The 18,493-nt window shown below is 70.7% G+C and carries 17 protein-coding genes and 1 tRNA gene; 4 read left to right on the forward strand and 14 right to left on the reverse strand.

Annotation, left to right across the window (positions count from 1 at the left end):
• The first annotated feature begins 806 nt into the window (after window positions 1–806).
• Window positions 807–2,447 (forward strand): glucuronyl esterase domain-containing protein, encoded by a 1,641-nt coding sequence (locus tag ACWEFB_RS30665; RefSeq protein WP_452290983.1) that lies wholly within the window; start codon window positions 807–809, stop codon window positions 2,445–2,447.
• Window positions 2,448–2,598: 151 nt separating this feature from the next.
• Here the strand turns inward: ACWEFB_RS30665 and ACWEFB_RS30670 are convergent.
• Window positions 2,599–2,682 (reverse strand) — tRNA-Tyr (locus tag ACWEFB_RS30670).
• A gap of 146 nt (window positions 2,683–2,828) precedes the next feature.
• On the opposite strand from ACWEFB_RS30670, the gene ACWEFB_RS30675 reads away from it, so the two are divergent.
• Window positions 2,829–3,323: a YajQ family cyclic di-GMP-binding protein gene (locus ACWEFB_RS30675; protein WP_326561119.1), complete on the forward strand. Its 495-nt coding sequence runs from the start codon at window positions 2,829–2,831 to the stop codon at window positions 3,321–3,323.
• A gap of 90 nt (window positions 3,324–3,413) precedes the next feature.
• Here the strand turns inward: ACWEFB_RS30675 and ACWEFB_RS30680 are convergent, their stop codons facing one another.
• The 8 genes from ACWEFB_RS30680 to ACWEFB_RS30715 all read right to left on the reverse strand — a co-directional run bounded on the left by ACWEFB_RS30680 (window position 3,414) and on the right by ACWEFB_RS30715 (window position 12,442).
• Window positions 3,414–4,682, reverse strand: a complete 1,269-nt coding sequence (locus ACWEFB_RS30680) for an MFS transporter (RefSeq protein WP_452290986.1) — start codon at window positions 4,680–4,682, stop codon at window positions 3,414–3,416.
• A 270-nt stretch (window positions 4,683–4,952) separates the two neighbouring features.
• Entirely contained in the window at window positions 4,953–5,834 is an 882-nt protein-coding gene (gene htpX, locus ACWEFB_RS30685) for a zinc metalloprotease HtpX (protein WP_452290988.1), read from the reverse strand.
• A gap of 172 nt (window positions 5,835–6,006) precedes the next feature.
• Window positions 6,007–7,557 carry an NADH-quinone oxidoreductase subunit N gene (locus ACWEFB_RS30690; RefSeq protein WP_452290990.1) on the reverse strand — a complete coding sequence of 517 codons (1,551 nt, stop codon included), beginning with the start codon at window positions 7,555–7,557 and terminating at the stop codon, window positions 6,007–6,009.
• On the reverse strand, window positions 7,554–9,077 hold the full coding sequence (locus ACWEFB_RS30695; RefSeq protein WP_452290992.1) for a complex I subunit 4 family protein: 1,524 nt from the start codon (window positions 9,075–9,077) through the stop codon (window positions 7,554–7,556). Before ACWEFB_RS30695 ends, ACWEFB_RS30690 begins: the two co-directional genes overlap by 4 nt.
• Window positions 9,074–10,966, reverse strand: coding sequence for an NADH-quinone oxidoreductase subunit 5 family protein (locus ACWEFB_RS30700; protein ID WP_452290994.1), 1,893 nt, complete (start codon window positions 10,964–10,966; stop codon window positions 9,074–9,076). The genes ACWEFB_RS30695 and ACWEFB_RS30700 overlap by 4 nt, the downstream gene beginning before the upstream one ends.
• Window positions 10,963–11,355, reverse strand: coding sequence for an NADH-quinone oxidoreductase subunit NuoK (gene nuoK / locus ACWEFB_RS30705; protein ID WP_452290996.1), 393 nt, complete (start codon window positions 11,353–11,355; stop codon window positions 10,963–10,965). The genes ACWEFB_RS30700 and nuoK overlap by 4 nt, the downstream gene beginning before the upstream one ends.
• Entirely contained in the window at window positions 11,352–11,855 is a 504-nt protein-coding gene (locus tag ACWEFB_RS30710) for an NADH-quinone oxidoreductase subunit J family protein (protein ID WP_326561125.1), read from the reverse strand. Before ACWEFB_RS30710 ends, nuoK begins: the two co-directional genes overlap by 4 nt.
• Entirely contained in the window at window positions 11,852–12,442 is a 591-nt protein-coding gene (locus ACWEFB_RS30715; RefSeq protein ID WP_452290998.1) for a NuoI/complex I 23 kDa subunit family protein, read from the reverse strand. The genes ACWEFB_RS30710 and ACWEFB_RS30715 overlap by 4 nt, the downstream gene beginning before the upstream one ends.
• A 151-nt stretch (window positions 12,443–12,593) precedes the next feature.
• Between ACWEFB_RS30715 and ACWEFB_RS30720 the strand changes: the two genes are divergently transcribed.
• On the forward strand, window positions 12,594–13,166 hold the full coding sequence (locus ACWEFB_RS30720; RefSeq protein ID WP_452291000.1) for a Uma2 family endonuclease: 573 nt from the start codon (window positions 12,594–12,596) through the stop codon (window positions 13,164–13,166).
• On the opposite strand, the gene ACWEFB_RS30725 is transcribed toward ACWEFB_RS30720, so the two are convergent.
• Genes ACWEFB_RS30725 through ACWEFB_RS30735 form a run of 3 tightly spaced genes read right to left on the reverse strand, consistent with a single transcriptional unit; the run spans window position 13,138 to window position 15,143 of the window.
• On the reverse strand, window positions 13,138–13,569 hold the full coding sequence (locus tag ACWEFB_RS30725) for an ester cyclase (RefSeq protein WP_452291002.1): 432 nt from the start codon (window positions 13,567–13,569) through the stop codon (window positions 13,138–13,140). The two genes, ACWEFB_RS30720 and ACWEFB_RS30725, sit on opposite strands and share 29 nt — an antisense overlap.
• 33 nt (window positions 13,570–13,602) lie before the next feature.
• Window positions 13,603–14,565 (reverse strand): complex I subunit 1/NuoH family protein, encoded by a 963-nt coding sequence (locus ACWEFB_RS30730; protein WP_363598897.1) that lies wholly within the window; start codon window positions 14,563–14,565, stop codon window positions 13,603–13,605.
• On the reverse strand, window positions 14,565–15,143 hold the full coding sequence (locus ACWEFB_RS30735) for an NADH-quinone oxidoreductase subunit C (protein ID WP_326561130.1): 579 nt from the start codon (window positions 15,141–15,143) through the stop codon (window positions 14,565–14,567). The genes ACWEFB_RS30730 and ACWEFB_RS30735 overlap by 1 nt, the downstream gene beginning before the upstream one ends.
• A gap of 145 nt (window positions 15,144–15,288) precedes the next feature.
• Between ACWEFB_RS30735 and ACWEFB_RS30740 the strand changes: the two genes are divergently transcribed.
• The gene (locus ACWEFB_RS30740) at window positions 15,289–16,332 is read left to right on the forward strand and encodes a glucose 1-dehydrogenase (RefSeq protein ID WP_452291005.1); all 1,044 of its coding nucleotides are present in this window, start codon (window positions 15,289–15,291) and stop codon (window positions 16,330–16,332) included.
• Between the two features lie 18 nt (window positions 16,333–16,350).
• On the opposite strand, the gene ACWEFB_RS30745 is transcribed toward ACWEFB_RS30740, so the two are convergent.
• Window positions 16,351–17,661: a DUF2252 domain-containing protein gene (locus tag ACWEFB_RS30745; RefSeq protein WP_452291007.1), complete on the reverse strand. Its 1,311-nt coding sequence runs from the start codon at window positions 17,659–17,661 to the stop codon at window positions 16,351–16,353.
• 97 nt (window positions 17,662–17,758) lie between these two features.
• Window positions 17,759–18,322, reverse strand: a complete 564-nt coding sequence (locus ACWEFB_RS30750; protein ID WP_326563042.1) for an NADH-quinone oxidoreductase subunit B — start codon at window positions 18,320–18,322, stop codon at window positions 17,759–17,761.
• Window positions 18,323–18,493 lie beyond the last annotated feature (171 nt).

An 18,493-nucleotide genomic window follows, 5' to 3' on the forward strand; every position in this document is an offset into this window, starting at 1 on the left:
TCGCCGATCTTGTTTGTTCACCACACACTCGCGTACCGGTCTGGTCACTAGGGCGCAGACCGGATCCCCCGCCCGTGACTGCCCACCGGTTTCGACCGGCGGCGCACGTTCACGTGCCGGCGGCGGGCCGTACGTGACGTAGCTCACGTAGCAGCGTCAGGGTCGCGGTCGACGCGAAGCGGACGGGTCGCGCCATCCACCGCGTACGCCCGGGGTCACCCGGCGCCGCCGGCGGTCCGACACGGCCGCCGGACGTGCCTCACCTTATTTACTTCTATCGGCACAGCCCGTCGCCGACCGAGACCGCCCAACCACCGGTCCACCCGGACACCCGGCATCTCCGCCGTTCGCCGACACCCGCGGGGATGGTCTCCGGCCACCTCGTCGCGCGCCCCGGAGCGTCACCTACCAGCACCCCCCACGGAGTCGAAGTTCCCGATTGCCGGAAAGTTTCCGGTAGGTGAGGCCGGACGGCCGCGCGACCACGGCAGTCTCCCCTCGGGATCAACGGCGGATGTCCGGACAGCCCGGACCAGATGACAACAGTTCCGAGGCCACCACCATGCCTCAGTCATCATCCGGCGCGTCGCGATCCGCTGCACCGAGCGACCACCCCCGGCTCCCCGCGCGAAGGACCGAAACTTTCGGCAAAATATTGACACTCTCCGATAACTTGCTCGACACTTGACGCGCACTCGGCATTCGTGATCATCGATCGCACTAGGTCGCTTCCACCACCCCCACCCGGAAGGAGAGCCCTAGTGATCATCAGCTCAGGGCATCCAAAAATCCGTTCAACGGTCGTCGTGCTGGCGGTAGCGGCACTCGCGGCGACCGGAGCGATATCGGCAGTAGCGAGAACCACCACCGCCGAGGCCGCCACCGGCGACGTCGTGGCCGCCGCGACGGTCGAGGACGAGGGTGCGGACTGCCCGGTGTCCCTGCCCGGCTCGCTGACCGCCAACTCCAGGCTTCCCGACCCCTTCAAGAAGCTGGACGGCACGCGGATCTCCGCCAAGTCCGACTGGCGATGCCGACGGACGGAGATCAAGAAGCTGGCGGAGAGGTACGTCTACGGCGAGAAGCCCGTCAAGCCGGCAAGCGTCACGGGAACGGTCTCGAACAGCAGCATCACCGTGAACGTCACGCACAACGGCAGGAGCTCCAGCTTCTCCGCGAGTGTCCAACTACCCAGTGGTTCCGGCCCCCACCCGGCCGTTGTCGTCCTGGGCGGGTTCGGTGCGGACACGGCCGCGATCAGAGCCGCAGGTGCCGCCGTCATCAACTACGACCCGTACGCGGTTGGCCGGGAGGGCACGCCCCGGAACAACAAACAGGGCGCGTTCTACAGCATCTACGGCTCCTCCAGCAGCACCGGACTGCTGATGGCCTGGGCCTGGGGGGTGAGCCGGATCATCGACGTCATCGAACAGTCGGGCGGCAGCATCCTCAGGGCCGATGCGACCGGCGTCACCGGATGTTCCCGGTTCGGAAAGGGCGCCTTCGTGGTCGGTGTCTACGACCAGCGCATCGCCCTGACCATGCCGATCGAGTCGGGTAGCGCCGGCGTACCCATCTTCCGGGGCATTCCCGGGGAGGGCGCCCAGAGTCTGAGCAGCGCGTACGGGGAACAACCGTGGCTGGGCGACGCGTTCGGCTCCTTCACGAGCAGCCCCAACACGCTCCCGGTGGACACGCACGAGATGGTGGCCATGGTCGCGCCGCGAGGGCTGTTCATCATGGACAACCCACACATCGCCAACCTGGGCCCCCGGTCCGCGAGCGTGGCGGCCCTGGGCGGCGCGGAGGTCTACAAGGCCCTCGGTGCGGGGGACAACATCACCTACTGGTCCGACGTCCAGGACGGCACCCACTGCGCCAACCGGTCGGAATGGCGTACGCCCCTGCAGCAGAACATCCAGAAGTTCCTGCTGAGGACGGGCAACGCCCCCGGCGCGATCAGGATCTCCAGCAGGGCGGCCGGCAACCTGGCCGAGTGGAGGGACTGGCAGACCCCGGTCCTCTCCGACGGCCCAACCCCTCCACCCACGACACCACCGACGACCGCACCGCCCACCACACCCCCGACAACGCCACCCACCACCGGCCCGCCGACCACACCCCCGACCACGCCGCCCACCACGCCCCCGACCGGTGGTGGCTGCTCGGCGACGGTGTCGGTCAACCAGTGGACGGGTGGTTTCGTCGCCACCGTACGGGTGACCGCCGGCTCCTCGCCGATCAGCGGCTGGACGGCCGCCATGACCCTGCCGTCGGGCGCCAGCATCACCAACGCCTGGAACGCCAACCGCAGCGGGAACACCGGTGCGGTCCAGTTCACCAACGTCGCCTACAACGGCTCTCTCACGGCCGGCCAGTCGACCGAGTTCGGCTTCCAGGGCACGGGTACCGGTACCGGACTGACCCCCACCTGTTCCCCCCGGTAGTTCTCCACCTCGGCCAGGACAAGGCAAGATCCACCTGCCCACCGTCTGCCCACCGGGCGCCCCGGAAGGCCGGATCCGCCTCGGCTGGGTCGGACGAGACGAGAATCGCCCCTGACCGGCATCTCTGCTGGTCAGGGGCGATAACCGCACCTGGTGGCGGGTAGAGGATTCGAACCTCTGAAGCTTTCGCGACGGATTTACAGTCCGCTCCCATTGGCCGCTCGGGCAACCCGCCAGGGCGTGCCGCCACGTTGAACGCGGCAGCGGAAGCAAGGATAGCGGTTGCACCGGGCATCTACGCAACCGGGTACGGTCGGCATGTCGGACCGCCCAGCAGCCGTCCGGGACATCTTCATACCGCGACCCAGCAGGAGCATGATCATGGCAGCCAACCCGTCGTTCGACATCGTCAGCAAGGTCGACCGGCAGGAGATCGACAACGCCCTCCGGCAGACGGAGAAGGAGCTCGGCACGCGCTTCGACTTCCGGGGCACCGGCGCGGAGATCTCCTGGTCCGGCGAGGAGGCGATCAGCCTGCAGGCCGAGACGGAGGAGCGGGTCAAGGCGGCGCTGGACGTCTTCAGGGAGAAGTTGGTCAAGCGGAACATCTCGATGAAGGCTCTGGACGCCGGTGACGCCCGCGCCTCGGGCAAGATTTACAAGATCGACTGCAAGGTCATCCAGGGAATCGACTCGGAGAAGGCCAAGTCGATCGGCAAGAAGATCCGCGACGAGGGCCCGAAGGGCGTACAGGCGCAGATCCAGGGCGACCAGCTCCGGGTCACCGCCAAGAAGAAGGACGACCTGCAGGCTGTCATCGCACTGCTCAAGACCGAGGACTTCGGCGTCGCCCTCCAATTTACGAACTACCGCTGACACCACCGCTGCGGCCCGCCGAACCAGCGCGGGCCGCGGCTGCACCCAGGCGCCGACCCCGTGGACCACCGGGGCGGCGTACCGGGGTGGTCAGACCAGTTCGGCGGCGAGGGCCTGCTCCACCCGTACGGCCTCGCGGGCCTCGGCCCTTGCGATCGGACCCCGGCGGGGCGCCGCGACCAGGGCCGCGACGGCGACGGCCGCCCCGGCGAAGAGGAAAGCCCACGGTACGCCGACCTGGTCGACGATCAACCCGGCGACCGCGCCACCGGCGGCACTCGCCGCCACCGACATCGTCACCAGCCAGGTGTACGCCTCATTGAGCATGCTGCCGGGCGAGATCCGCCCGACCATGGTGTTCTCCAGGGTCAGCGCCGGCGCGATGGTCGCCCCGCCGATCACCAGCGCGATGCCGAGCGCCACCGGGTGCGGCATCAGGGCGAACACGGCGAAGCTGGCCGCGACGGCGGCGAGCAGCAGCGCGAACTGTCGGGTCAGGTTCCGGGCCGGTCGCCGGGTACCGAACCAGATCCCGCCGACGGCACTGCCGACCCCCCAGACGGCGAGCAGCACCCCGGCCAGGCTCTCCGCGTCTCCGGAGACGTGTGCGGAGGCGTACGCGGGCACGGCCACCCCGGCGGCGCCGAACGCGAGCCCCAGGCCGGCGGCGCAGAGCAGCAGGGCGGTGAACCCTCCCGAACGCAGCGGGCCGAGGCCGGTGGCGCGCGCGTGGTTCGGGTGCGGGCGCCAGCCGCGCATGACCCGGCCGAGCGCGACGGCGAGGGTTCCGGCGAGGGTCGCCACGGCCGCACCGATCAGGGCGGCGGTGGCGTCGGCGAGCAGTACGAAGAAGGCGACCAGCAGCGGGCCGAGTACGAAGACGATCTCGAACAGGGAGGTCTCGGCGGCGAGTGCGGTGTTGCGGAGCCCGTACCGGCCGGATCCGGGTTCGGTGAGGTCGTTCCAGGCGCCCCGGATGGCCGCGGTGAGCGGTGGGAAGGTCGCCCCGGCGACACCGGACATGAGGTAGATCGTGCTGAGCGCGTCCGCACCGGCTCGGCTGGCGAGCAGCAGTCCCACCAGGGCGAGCGGATGGGCGACGGCGGTCACGACGAGGACCGGGGTGGGGCCGATCCGGTCGGCGATCCGGCCGGCGATCGGGCTGAGCGCGGCGCCGGCGAGGGCGTAGACGCCGCCCGCCGCGGCGGCGAGGGCGTACCTGCCGGTGACCTGCTCGACGACCAGGAGCAGCGCCAGTGGGGTCATGCCGATGCCGAGCCGGCCGATGATGCCAGTGATCAACAGCATGGGCGCGCCGGGGATCCGCCAAACCAACAGATACTGGCGCAGCGCAGCCACGGGTGCGACCTCCTGGTCGGGATCGGCGTTCTGGGACGGAACGACGTCGTACGGATGTAACAGCCCGGCATGCTGGGCCGAAACAAAAGTGTGTAACGAGCGGAAGACCTCCTGACCCTAACGCCCCGGTCGGGTCGCGGTGAAACGACTTGTCCCGACCGGAAGGCCCCGACGGGTCGAGGAGGACGCAGAACGGGCCGGCAGACACGGAACCGCCGACCGGGGATCCCGGTCGGCGGTTCGTGTCGCTGGGCGCGTGTCAGTGCCTGATCAACGCTGGAACTGCACCGGCCCCGAGTTCTGGGCCATCTGCTCCAGCCGGCGTACCCGCTCCTGCATCGGCGGGTGGGTGGAGAAGAGACCCGCCAGGCCGCCACCCTTGAACGGGTTGTCGATCATCAGGTGGGCGGTCGAGGTGAGCCGGTTGTCGGCGGGCAACGGGAGCCGAGACGTACCCTCGTGGATCTTCCGCAGGGCGCTGGCCAGGGCCAGCGGGTCGCGGGTGATCGTGGCCCCGGAGGCGTCCGCGGCGTACTCGCGGTTCCGGCTGATGGCGAGCTGGATCACACTCGCGGCGATCGGGCCGAGGATCAGCATGAGCAGCAGTGCGGCCGGGTTCGGGCCGTCGTCGTCATCCCCGCCACCGATCGGCAGGAACCAGGCGAAGTACGACAGCATCGTGATGATGCCGGCGAGACCCGCCGCGACGCTGGAGATGAGGATGTCACGGTTGTACACGTGTGACAGCTCATGTCCGATCACGCCCCGCAGCTCGCGGTAGTCGAGAATCTGGGTGATGCCCGTGGTCACGGCAACCGCCGCGTGCTGCGGGTTACGCCCCGTCGCGAACGCGTTCGGCTGCATGGTCGGGCTGACGTAGAGCCGGGGCATCGGCTGCCCGGCGGAGGTGGAAAGCTCCCGGACCATCTGGTACAACGCCGGGAACTCCGCCTCGGTGACGGGCTTCGCCCGCATCGAGCGGAGCGCGAGCTTGTCCGACCAGAAGTAGCTGCCGGCGTTCATCGCCAGCGAGACCAGGACGGCGACGACCAGACCGCCGCTGCCGCCCAGCGCGTAACCGACGCCGAGAATCAGCGCGGTGAGCAGGCCCAGCAGTGCGGCCGTCTTGAGACCGTTGCGGTGGCTGTGCACTATCACTCCTTCGGTGCGCGGCTCTCGTGAAACCGCTGACCGTTCCAACAACTCGATACCCATCAACAATCCCCATATAGCTGAGAGTTGCCTGTAAGACGCCGATGGGCGGCGGAGGTTGGAGCACCGAAGTCCGGTTAGGGGCCGTTGTCACCAGCCGATGGGGCGGACGTCACCAACCGGCGGCGGCGTCCAGGACGAGTTGCGGGGCGAAGCCGATCACCACCGTGACCACGGTGGCGGCGGCGAGCGCCGCGGCGACCGGCCAGGGGACCCGTACCCCGGTGGAGAATTGCCCCGGAACGGTGGCTTCCGGGGCCGGGGAGAAGATCGTCGCGGCGACGCGTACGTAGTAGGCCAGTCCGATCACCGCGTTGACCGCCACCACCAGGGCAAGCCAGTCGGAGTCCCCGAACAGCAGCGACCGGACCACGGTGACCTTGGCGAACAGACCGGCCAGTCCGGGCGGCAACCCGGCGAGCCCGACCAGCGCCAGCGCCAGTACGGCACCGACCGCCGGACGGCGGCGGGCTGCCCCCCGGTAGTCCCCGATCTCCCCACCGTCACCGTGCCCGGCCCGCAGGGCGATCACCGCCCCGAACGCGGACAGCTCCAGCAGGACGAAGAAGACGGTGTACGCCAGCGCGGCGGCGAGCGCCGTCTCGAACGCCTCCGGGGTGCGACCGCCAGCGAGCGCGAGCGCGCCCAGCGGGGCGATGACGTATCCGGCCTGGGCCACCGAGGACCAGGCCAGCAGGCGGATCATGCGGGTCTGCCGGAGCGCGACCAGGTTCCCCACGGTCATCGTCAGCACCGCCAGTGCGGCCAGCACCGGCCCGGTCACCGACGCGGGCAGGACGGCGTTCGTCAACGGGACCGACCCGTCCGAGACCACCGACCCGGCCACCGGTGCGGCGATCCCGGTGACCGCGAGCAGGGCGACCACACCGCCGAGCTTCGACGCGGTGGAGAGGTACGCGGCGACCGGCAGCGGTGCGCCGTCGTACGTGGCCGGGGCCCAGGCGTGGAACGGCACCGCCGCGATCTTGAAGGCCAGCCCGAGCACCACCAGCGCCACCGCGGCCGAGGTGAGCGGGACGTCCAGCAGGTCCGGGTCGGCGGCGAACGCGGTCGCCAGGAGGCGGAAGTGCAGCGCCCCGGTGACCGCGTACAGCAGGGCCGCACCGAGCAGGGTGACCGCGGTCGCCACCACACTGACCACGAAGAAGGTGACCGCCGCCTCGGCGCCGGCCACGCTGCGCCGGCGCAGCCCGACCAGCACGTACAGCGGCAGGGTCAGCGTCTCCAACGCCACGATCAGGGTGATCAGGTCACCGGCACCGGCGAGCACCACACCGCCGGTCATCGAGCAGGCGAGCAGGAAGCAGTACTCCCCCGCCGGCACCTCGCCGGCCCGCAGCAGCGGCACCGAGAACGCCAGCACCCCGAGGGTGAGCAGGGCGAACAGGGCTGCGATCAGCCCGGTCCGGCCGGTGAACAGGTAGGAGCAGGCGTCGCCGGCACAGAACGTCTGCCGGTCGTCGCCGCTACCCCCCACCACCAGCGCCCCGGCGGCGGTGGCGAGCGCACCGACCGCGAACACGGCCGTCGTCGCGCCCCGCCGGGCCACCACCAGGTCCGCCAGGAGCACCAGTACGGCGGTCCCGGCGGCCAGGTACGCCGGCAGCAGCGCGATGTTGTCCACACTCTGGGTCAGGTTCATGAGATCGCCTCGATCAGGGCCTTCACCGGCTCGTCGGCGACGTCCAGCGCGATCGGCGGCAGCAGGCCGACGGCGAGGATGAGCACCACCAGGGGCGCCCAGATTGCCTGCTCGACGGCGTACCCCCGGGGTGTCAGGTTGGCCACGGCGGGCGTCGCGGGGCCGTGGCTGATCCGGCGCAGCAGCCGCAGGAAGTACGCGGCGGTGAGCGCCCCGCCGAACGCCGCCAGTACGCCGAGCGTGGTCCAGAGCGGTCCGCCGAGGCGCAGCGCGGCGACCACGCCGAACGCCTCGCCCCAGAACCCGGCGAGTCCGGGCAGTCCGAGGGAGGCGATCGCGGCGAACCCGAGCAGTCCGGCCAGCCGGGGGGCGGTCTCCCGCAGCCCGCCCAGGTCGGCGAGTTCACCGGTGTGTGCCCGGTCCTTGATCGCCCCGGCGATGAAGAACAGCAGGCCGGTGATGAGCCCGTGGGCGATGTTGCCGATCAGCGCGGCCTGGATCCCGGTGGTGGTGACGGTGGCGATGCCGAGCACGACAAAACCCATGTGGCCGACGCTGGAGTACGCGATGAGGCGCTTCAGCTCAGTCTGGGCCAGGCAGACCAGGGCACCGACGATGATCGCCGCGACGGCGAGCACACCGAGCACCGGGGCGGCCCAGCGGGCACCCTCCGGGGTGACCCCGACACCGATCCGGATCAGGCCGTACGTACCCATCTTCAGCAGCACCCCGGCGAGGATGACACTGCCCACGGTCGGCGCCTGGCTGTGCGCGTCCGGCAGCCACGAGTGCAGCGGCCAGAGTGGACTCTTCACCGCGAAGGCGAGCGCGAACAGGGTGAACGCCACCAGTTGGGTGGTCCGGGACAGCCCGTTCCCACCGGTCAGGGCGACGATGTCGGCGGTGCCGGCCGCGCTGACGGCGACGAAGACCCCGACCAGCAGCAGCACCGAGCCGAAGAGGGTGTAGAGGGCGAACTTCCGGGCCGCGTGCACCCGGCGCTCCCCGCCCCAGATCGCGATCACCGCGTACATCGGGAGGAGGACGACCTCGAAGAAGACGAAGAACAACACCAGGTCGAGGGCGAGGAAGGTGCCCAGGATGCCGACCTCGATGACCAGCAGCAGGGCGGTCAGCGTACGGCCACGGCCCGGTGCCGGCGCCCGCCACCAGGTGTAGAGGCAGCAGAGCAGGGTCAGCAGGGTGGTGAGCACCACCAGCGGGTACGAGATCCCGTCCACCCCGAGGTGGAACCGGAGGTCCAGTCCGGGCACCCAGGTCCAGTCCAGTTCGTGCCAGGGGTGGATCCCCGGCGGCCCCTGCTCCGGCACCTGGTGGGCGAAGCCGCCACCACCGACACCGAAGAAGAGCAGGACGCTCACCACCAGCGTGGCGGCGGCGAAACCGGTGGCGACCACCCGTCCGGCCCGGTCGAAGCGCTCGGGCAGCGCACCGGTCACCGCCGCACCGACCGCCGGCAGGGCCAGGATGGCGACGAGTCCGACCTGTCCGGCGCTCATCCGCCGACTCCGATCAACACGGCGGCGAGCCCGATCAGCAACGCCCCGGCCAGTACGGCGGTCGCCGCCCTCGGCAGCCCCGACCGGTGCAGCGCGCCGAGGGAGTCGCCGAGGGCGCCACTGCCCCGACCGACCCCTTCGACGGCGCCGTCGACCAGGACCTCGTCGCCGCGCCGGCCGAGCCGGGCCAGCGCCGTCACCGGGCGTACGACCAGGGTGTGCTGGAGTTCGTCGAGCCAGAAGGCGCGGTCGAAGGCCGGGCGCAGCGGGCCCAGCGCGGTCGCCGGGTCGGCGGCCGGATCGCTCCGCCACCGCCACCAGGCCAGTCCCGCACCGAGCAGGAGCAGGGCGACCGGGTACACCAGTTGCGGGCCGAAGTGGATCAGCTCCTCGTCCAGTGGCAACAGGTTCGGCGGGTGCTCGCTGATCCCCGGCGGGCGGAGCCACCCGGCGAACGGCCCGGCGAAGGCGACCGCCCCGAACAGGGCACTCGGTACGGCCAGCACCAGCACCGGCCAGCGGAGCAACGCGGGCAGGTCGTGCGGCGTCGCGTCGCCCCGGTAGGCGCCGGCGAAGGCGCGCAGCAGCAGGCGGGTGGCGTACCAGGCGGTGACCGCGACCCCGACCAGGCCGGAGATCCAGACCAGCCAGCCCACCGGTGCGCCGGCCGGGCCGACCCCGTCGAGCGCGGCCCGCTCGGCGACGGCGAGGATGCCGTCCTTGCTCCAGAACCCGGCCAGCGGCGGCACCCCGGCGAGCGCGCCGAGCCCGATCACCGTGCACCAGAAGGTGACCGGCATCCGGCGGCGCAGCCCGCCCATCGCCGACATCGAGTTGGTCCCGGTGGCGTGGATGACACACCCGGCGGCGAGGAACAGCAGCGCCTTGAACGCGGCGTGGCTGAGCAGGTGGAACAGCGCGGCGGCGGGTGAGCCGACGGCGAGCGCACCGGCCATGTAACCGATCTGGGAGACCGTGGACCAGGCCAGCACCCGCTTGATGTCGTCCTGCGCGGTCGCGGCCAGCGCCCCGAGCAGCAGGGTGACCGCGCCCATCACCCCGAGCACGGTCAGCGCCGCCGGAGACTGGACGAAGAGCGGGTACAGCCGGGTCACCGCGTAGATGCCGGCGGCGACCATGGTGGCCGCGTGGATCAGCGCCGAGATCGGGGTCGGACCGGCCATCGCGTCCGGCAGCCAGGTGTGCAGCGGGAACTGGGCGCTCTTGCCGGCCACCCCGGCCAGCAGCAGCAGGCAGGCGACGGTGAGCGTGGTGGCGTGGAAGTCGTGCGCGAGCACCTCGGAGATCCGGAAGCTGCCGGCGGTGAAACCGAGCACCGCGATGCCGAGCAGGAAGCCGACGTCACCGACCCGGGTGACCAGGAACGCCTTCACCGCTGCCGCCGGAGCCTCCGGCAGCCGCCGGTCGTGCGCGATCAGCAGGTACGAGCAGATGCCCATGACCTCCCAGCCGACCAGCAGCAGGAGCAGGTCACCGGCGACCACCACCAGCAGCATGGCGGCGGTGAAGAGGCTGATCTGCGCGGCGTACGGGGCGTACCGGTCGTCGTCGAGGTAACCGACCGAGTAGACCTGTACCGCGAGCGCGACCACCGCCACGGCGATCGCGACCAGGGCGGCGGTCGGGTCGAGGCGTACCCCGGCGGTCACCTCCAGGCCACCGAACTCGACCCAGAGCGCCGAACCCTCGGCCGCGGCACCGTCCAGGGTGGCGAGCAGGATCACCGCGACGACCAGGCTCGCGGCGGCACCGGCGATGCCGAGGCCGGCGGCGACCGCCCGGGACCGCTGCGGCAGCAACAGGCCGGCCAGGGCCACCCCGAAGGGTACGGCCGGAAGCAGCCAGCCGAGCACGATCGCGGCGGTCACCTGGCCCCCACCCCACTGGCGGCGGAACCGGTGGGGCCGGTGCCGGTGGTGTCGACCGCCGGTTCGGGACCCTCGTCCGGCGGGTGCTCGTGCAGCGTCACCTCGTCCAGCGCGACGCTGCCCCGCAACCGGTAGAGCTGCAGCACGATGGCCAGTCCGACGCCCACCTCGGCGGCGGCGATCACGATGACGAACAGCGCGAACACCTGCCCGCCGTGCGGCACCGCCGCCCGGGTGGTGCTGTCGGCGGTGACCAGCAGCAGGTTGACCGCGTTGAGCATCAGCTCGACCGCCATCAGCACCAGCACCGCGTTGCGCCGGCGGAGCACGCCGTAGACGCCCAGGCCGAACAGGATCGCCGCGGTGACGTACGGGATCACGGGTCTCATCGGCGCCGCCCCGGAATCCGTACGCTGATCGCGATCGCACCTACCAGTGCCGAGAGCAGGAGTACGGAGAGCACCTCGAACGGGAGCACCCAGCGGCCGAAGATCTCGGCGCCGAGCCGTTCGGCCGTACCCGGCTCCGGCAGCTCCACCCTGGACCAGCGGAACGCGTCGATCAGCAGCAGCGTCAGCCCGGCCCCGGTGCCACCGCCGATCAGGGCGGCCGGCCAACCGGGCCGGTCCAGGTCGGTGGAGGCGCCGATCGGGGCGCGGGTGAGCATCACCGCGAAGAGCAGGAGCACCACGACCGCGCCGACGTAGACGAGCACCTGCACCCAGGCCAGCAGTTCGGCGGTGAGCACCAGGTAGAGACCGGCGATCGCACCGAGGCAGACCACCAGGTAGAGACCGGCCCGGACCAGGTGCCGGGTGGTCACCACCAGTGCGCCGGAGCCGACCGCGACCGCACCGAGGGCCAGCAGCAGCACATCCGCCCCGGTCACGGCGCCGCCGAGGGTGGTGGGGGCGCGGCGGGACGCTGCGGGCGTACCGGTGGGGTGGTCGGGGCGGCGGCGCCGGGCGGCGGGGTCGTGGCCTTTCGTGCGGCGGCGGTCTCCTCCTTCGCCGGCTCACCGTTCGGGTCGTGCGCGGGGGGCGGCGGCACGGTTGCCATCCACTGCCCCAGGTGGTCCTTGTCGTGCAGCAGGTCCTTGATGTCGTACTCGGCGTACTCGAACTCGGGTGACCAGTAGAGCGCGTCGAACGGGCAGACCTCGATGCAGATCCCGCAGTACATGCAGAGGGAGAAGTCGATGTCGAACTTGTCCAGGACGTTGCGCTGGCGGGGCCGCGCCGCGCCGGGGACCTGGACCTCTTCCTTGTGCGAGTCGATGTAGATGCACCAGTCCGGGCACTCCCGGGCGCAGAGCATGCAGACGGTGCAGTTCTCCTCGGCCAGGGCGATCACGCCACGCGAGCGCGGCGGCAGCTCGGGCTCGACGTCCGGGTACTGCTGGGTGTGCGAGTGGCCGACCATCGTCTTGAGGGTGACCGCCAGCCCCTTCGCGAGACCCTCTCCGGGCACCTTCATGCCACCGGCCCACTTCGCTCGCTCATGCCGCCCATCCTGCACTGTCGGTCGCCCCGGCGCGACCACCACCCGCCACTTCCCGCCCTACCGGCCGTACGAGGTGCCGTACCCTGGGCACGGGGATCCCGGCCCCGCGTGAGAGGAACTTCGCATGACCTCCGCACTCAGCGACGCCTACCCGCCGACGGGCGGGTGGACGACTGACGATCTGGATGCCCTGCCCGACGACGGCCACCGCCGCGAGCTGCTCGACGGAGTTCTGATCATGTCGCCCTCCCCCACGGCCGCCCACCAGACGATCGCCTGGCGGCTGGCCGCCGCGCTGGACGTCGACTGTCCGGACGAGTACGACGTCACCCAGGGTGTCGAGGTGCGGATCAACCGCCGCCGCTCGTTCATCCCGGACGTGCTGGTCACGACCGCTGCCGCCGCCGCCCGCCGGACCGCGAAGTACGAGCCGCACGAGGTGGTGCTCGCGGTCGAGATCGTCTCCCAGGGGTCGCAGTCGATGGACCGGATCCTGAAGCCGGCGCTCTACGCCCAGGCCGGAATCCCGTTCTACTGGCGGATCGAGTTCGAGGACGGGCTGACGGTCTACACGTACAAGATCGATCCGGTGCACGAGGTGTACACGGAGACGGGCCGGTGGAACAAGTTCGTCGACACCGGGGAGCCGTGGGCGATGAACCTGCCGGTCAGTCGGCTGATCCCCCGGCACCTGTGAGCGGTGGCAGGACCTCGACGCCGAGCTGTTGCAGGAGCTGGAACAGCTCGTTGACGCTCCACACGTCGATGATCTTGCCGGCCGGGTCGAAGCGCAGGAACGTGGCACCGGAGTAACTGACCACCTGCCCGGTCGGTGGCACCGGCCCGAAGGCGCCACGCTGGGTGCCGGCGGCCCGCCAGTGCAGGGCGGCCCGCTCACCGGAGACGATCAGGTCGACGATCTTGTAGCGCAGGTCCGGAAAGGCCGTACGGCGCTCCCGGTGCCAGGCCAGGACCGCCGCCGGCCCCGAACCGCCGAGGCCGGGGCACTCTTCGGCGACCAACTCGTACGCCGTCTCCTCGCGGGAGTCGTGCCAGACGTCGCTCACGAACCGTCGTACCGCGCTGTCGATGTCGACCACGGTGCGTCAGCCTAGCCCCCGTACGGGCCCCGGTCAGAATGCGACGCGGACCGCCGTGGTGAGGACCAGTTGGCCCAGCGACACCGGGACCAGGACCAGCCAGCAGAGCCGCTGCAACTGGTCCTCACGCAGGCGGGGGTAGGACACCCGGAACCAGATCACCACGAAGGACACCGCGAAGATCTTGATCAGGGTCCAGAGCCAACCGAGGTACTCGTCGCCGAACGGGCCCTGCCACCCGCCCAGGAACAGGACCGTGGTCAGGGCCGCGATCACCACGATGCCGACGTACTCGGCGAGCAGGAAGAACGCGAACCGCAGGCCGGTGTACTCGGTCATGTAACCGAAGACCAGCTCCGAGTCGGCGATCGGCATGTCGAACGGCGGGCGGCGGATCTCGGCCAGCCCGGCGACGAAGAACACGAACATGGCCGGCGCCTGCCAGATCAGCCACCACGGCTGCCACGCCTCGACGATGCCGGGCAGGCTCAGGGTGCCGGCGGCGATCGCCACGCTCGCCGCCGAGAGCACCAGCGGCAGCTCGTAGCCGAGCAGCTGGGCCGCCCCGCGCAGCCCGCCGAGCAGGCTGTACTTGTTCGCCGAGGCCCACGCCGACATCAGCACCGCGACCACACCCACGCCGATCACGGCAAGGACGAAGAACAGGCCGATGTCCAGCGGCTGCCCGACCAGATCCCCCGGTCCGAGCGGGATGACCAGCAGGGCCAACAGGTACGGCACCAGCGCCACCACCGGGGCCAGCCGGAACACCGCCCGGTCCGCCGCCCGGGGCGTGACGTCCTCCTTCTGCACGAACTTGACCCCGTCGGCGATCAACTGGGCCCACCCGTGGAAGCCGCCCGCGTACATCGGGCCGAGCCGGCCCTGCATGTGCGCCATCACCTTGTGTTCGAGCTGCCCGACGACCAGCGGCAGGGTGAGGAACGCGACCACGACGGCCACCACCCGGATCAGCAGTTCCAGCCAGAGCGGCATCAGCGGTCGCCCCATTCACCCGGCGCCGGTACGCCCGGCGGTCGCATCGGCGCCCGGCGGGCCGTCCCCGCCTCCGACTCACCCGGTTCCTTCGCCCCCGGCCACGGCTTGGCCACCCGCGAGGCGAGCACGAACTCCTTGCGCAGCGGGTGCCCCTCGAACTCCGGCGGCAGCAGCAGCGGCCGGAGGTCGGCGTGCCCGGCGAAGCCGATCCCGAACATCTCGTACGTCTCCCGCTCGTGCCAGGCGGCACCGGGGTAGAGGTCCACCACGGACGGCACCTCGGGCTCGGGCCGGGGCACCCGGGTACGCACCAGCACCCCGTGCCGGTGCCGGGTCGACCAGAGGTGGGCGACGATGTCGAACCCGTCCGCCAGCTCGTCCACGGCGGAGAGCCAGTCGAAGAAGTCGCAGTCCAGGTCGGCGTCGTCGCGGGCGGTCCGGAGCGCGTCGCGCCACCGGTCCGGCGGTACGTCGACCGTCGCCCGCGCGTACGCCTGCCCGCCGGACACCCCGACCGTGAGCTGCTCACCACCGAGGAGCGTGCCCAGTCGCGTACCGATCTCGTCCGGCGTCATGCCCGCGATCCTATGACTCCGCCCCGCCCCCCACCCCACCCCACAACCCAACCCTCCCCGCGATCTAGGGCATATGGTGGTGGTTGAAGATCAACAAACACGTATATGCCCTAGATCGCGGGGAGGGTGCGGGAGAATGGCGGGCGTGCGCGCCGTGACTGTGATTCCTGGGACTCCGAACTCGCTGCGCCTCGTGGACGGCTATTCCGAGCCGCCGATCGACGAGGGGGCGGTGCTGGTCCAGGCGCTGTCGGTGGGGATCTGCGGAACCGACCACGAGATCATCGACGGGCACTACGGGGAGGCGCCGCCGGGCGCGGCCGAACTGGTCATCGGTCACGAGTCACTCGGACGGGTGATCGAGGACCCGACCGGTTCGCTGCGCCCCGGTGACCTGGTGGCCGGTGTCGTCCGCCACCCCGACCCGGTGCCCTGCCCGAACTGCGCGGTCGGCGAGTGGGACATGTGCAGCAACGGTCAGTACACCGAGCACGGGATCAAGGGCCTGCCCGGCTTCGCCCGGGAGCGCTGGCGGGTCGACCCCCAGTACGCGATCCTGCTCGAACCGGCGCTCGCGCAGGTCGGGGTGCTGCTCGAACCCGCCAGCATCGTGGCGAAGGCGTGGGAGCACATCGAACGGATCGGCGCGCGGGCCGTCTGGCGACCGGAGACCGTACTGGTCACCGGGGCAGGGCCGATCGGGCTGCTGGCCGCCCTGCTGGCCTGCCAGCGCGGCTTCACCGTGCACGTCCTGGACCGGAGTTCGACCGGCCCCAAGCCGGACCTGGTACGGGCGCTCGGCGCGCAGTACCACTCCGAGGGGATGGCGGCGCTCGGTTTCGAGCCCGACGTGGTGCTGGAGTGCACCGGTGCCCCGTCGGTTGTCCTGGACGTGATGTGCCAGGCCGCGCCGAACGGGATCGTCTGCCTGACCGGTGTCTCGACCGGCGGGCGCATGATCGACTTCGACGCGGGTGCGCTCAACCGAAACCTGGTGCTGGAGAACAACGTGGTGTTCGGTTCGGTGAACGCCAACCGTCGGCACTGGGACCTGGCCGCCACCGCCCTGGCCAAGGCCGACCGGCAGTGGCTCGACGCACTGATCAGCCGCCGGGTCCCGGTGGAGGCGTACGCCGAGGCGTACACCCCCGTACCCGGTGAGATCAAGGTCGTACTCGACTTCGCCTGAGGCTTCCCCTCGGCTCGGCTACAGACCGGGGAGCCGGCCGTTGCGGAACAGGTCGACGAAGACCTGGTGGTCCCGGCGGGCCCGCAGCCCGTAGGTGTGCGCGAAGTCGACCAGGTGGGCCACGAAGCCGGACTCGTCCTTGTCGACCACCGCGACGATCTCCTCCTCGGTGGAGTAGTCGACCAGGTCGTGGCTGGACTCGTCGTCGGCCACCGAGTGCATCCGGGCCACCGCCCGACCCAGGTCGCCGATCACCCCGGCCAGCTCCGCCGGTTCGTTGACGTCGGACCAGTCCAGGTCGGCGGCGTACGGCGACACCTCGGCGACGAGCTGGCCGACCCCGTCCAGCTCGGTGAAGCCCAGCCACGGGTCGGCGTGCGCCTGGAGCGCCCGCTGCGACTCGGCCGTCCGGTGCCCCTGGTGCTGGAAGTAGCCCCGCACGCCCGGATCGTCGATGTACCGGGCCACCGCCGGCACCTGGGCCTGCTTCATGTAAATCACCACGTCGTTCTCCAGCGCCTGGGTGTGCCCCTCCAGCAGCAGGTTGTACGACGGCAGCCCGGCCGAACCGATGCCCACTCCCTTGCGCAGCACCACGTCCTTGATCTGGGCGGCGACCGGGCGCAGACCGGTGGTGGAGGCCGGCAGGGTGCCGAGGTAGCGCTCGTACGCGGTGACGACCTCCGCGCGGGCCGCCTCGTCGATCTCGAACACCCCGTCGCTGAGGGCGAACCGGCGCTCGTAGTTGTCGATGGTGGTCTGGGCGGAGAGCAGGTCGACCCGCGTGCTCAGCCGGGCCCGTTGCAGCACCGTACGCAGGACCCCGTCGGCGTTCTCCAGGGTGATGGAGCCGATCGCCTCCTCCCCGCCGGCCGCGATAGCCCGCAGTTCGGTCAGGTACGTCTGGGCGAACCGGCTCACCAGGTCGCTGATGACGTCGTCGGAGAGCGCCTTGGCGTACCCGATCAACGCCACGCTGGCCACGAAGCGTTTCAGGTCCCAGGAGAACGGCCCGACGTACGCCTCGTCGAAGTCGTTGACGTTGAAAACGAGCTGGCCGGAGCCGTTCATGTAGGTGCCGAAGTTCTCGGCGTGCAGGTCGCCGTGGATCCAGACCCGGCTGGTACGCGGGGTGAGGAACCGGTCGTCGGCGAAGTCGCCGGTCAGGTCCGCGTAGAAGACCGAGGCGCTGCCCCGGTAGAAGGCGAACGGTGAGGCGGCCATCTTGCGGAACTTGCGCCGGAACGCGGCCGGGTCCAGGGCCATCGACTCGCCGAACTCGGCGATCAGGACGTCGACCAGTTGGTCCGCCCGTTGATCAGTGCTCATGCTCCGCAGGCTAGTCCGCCCTGACCAGGCCCGGTGCCGTGGTCGGCTGACCGGTGACGCAGTCAGCTCCGCCGTGGCCGACCGACGGAGGACGCGGTCAGCTCGACGGGCGACGTACGGGTGGTGCGGTCAGCGAGGCGACGCTGCGTCCGGTGCCGGCGTCGACGGGTGCGCTGAGCGGATCCGGGCGGGACACGCCACCGATACCGGACTGCTCGGCGGCGATCTTCTCCTGGAGACGGAGGATGCCGTGCAGGAGTGCCTCCGGGCGGGGCGGGCAGCCGGGTACGTAGACGTCGACCGGGATGAGCTGGTCGACCCCCTTGGTCACCGAGTACGAGTCCCAGTACGGCCCGCCGCAGTTGGAGCAGGCACCGAACGAGATGACGTACTTCGGCTCGGGCATCTGGTCGTAGAGCCGCTTGATCGCCGGGGCCATCTTGTCGGTGACGGTGCCGGAAACCACCATCAGGTCGGCCTGGCGCGGACCGTGGGCGAACGGGATGACCCCGAGCCGGATGAAGTCGTGTCTGCCCATGCTGGTGGCGATGAACTCGATCGCGCAGCAGGCGAGCCCGAAATTGAAGACCCACAATGAATAGCGGCGTCCCCAGTTGAGCACGAACCTGATCGGCTCGCCGAGCACTCCGGGCAGTTGCACGGTCTCCCCCTCTCGGTCCGGCACCCGACAGTGAACCACAGCATCGTCCGGTCGCTCGCCCGCAACCGGTGCCGTCGCCGGCACGTGTTACCGACGTCCTCGGGCAGGGGCCCGGACGGGGAGGAACGAGTGACGGTGACGACAGGTCCGGGCGTCGATGCTTCACCACCG

The sequence above is a fragment of the Micromonospora sp. NPDC004704 genome, from assembly GCF_053601675.1.

Coding starts and splice junctions, on each gene's coding strand:
- ACWEFB_RS30690 (WP_452290990.1), bottom strand. CDS start 7,557: ATGAACCTGACCCAGAGTGTGGACAACATCGCGCTGCTGCCGGCGTAC.
- ACWEFB_RS30720 (WP_452291000.1), top strand. CDS start 12,594: ATGACCTCCGCACTCAGCGACGCCTACCCGCCGACGGGCGGGTGGACG.
- ACWEFB_RS30715 (WP_452290998.1), bottom strand. CDS start 12,442: ATGAAGGTGCCCGGAGAGGGTCTCGCGAAGGGGCTGGCGGTCACCCTC.
- ACWEFB_RS30675 (WP_326561119.1), top strand. CDS start 2,829: ATGGCAGCCAACCCGTCGTTCGACATCGTCAGCAAGGTCGACCGGCAG.
- ACWEFB_RS30730 (WP_363598897.1), bottom strand. CDS start 14,565: ATGCCGCTCTGGCTGGAACTGCTGATCCGGGTGGTGGCCGTCGTGGTC.
- nuoK (WP_452290996.1), bottom strand. CDS start 11,355: ATGAGACCCGTGATCCCGTACGTCACCGCGGCGATCCTGTTCGGCCTG.
- ACWEFB_RS30745 (WP_452291007.1), bottom strand. CDS start 17,661: ATGAGCACTGATCAACGGGCGGACCAACTGGTCGACGTCCTGATCGCC.
- ACWEFB_RS30695 (WP_452290992.1), bottom strand. CDS start 9,077: ATGAGCGCCGGACAGGTCGGACTCGTCGCCATCCTGGCCCTGCCGGCG.
- ACWEFB_RS30735 (WP_326561130.1), bottom strand. CDS start 15,143: ATGACGCCGGACGAGATCGGTACGCGACTGGGCACGCTCCTCGGTGGT.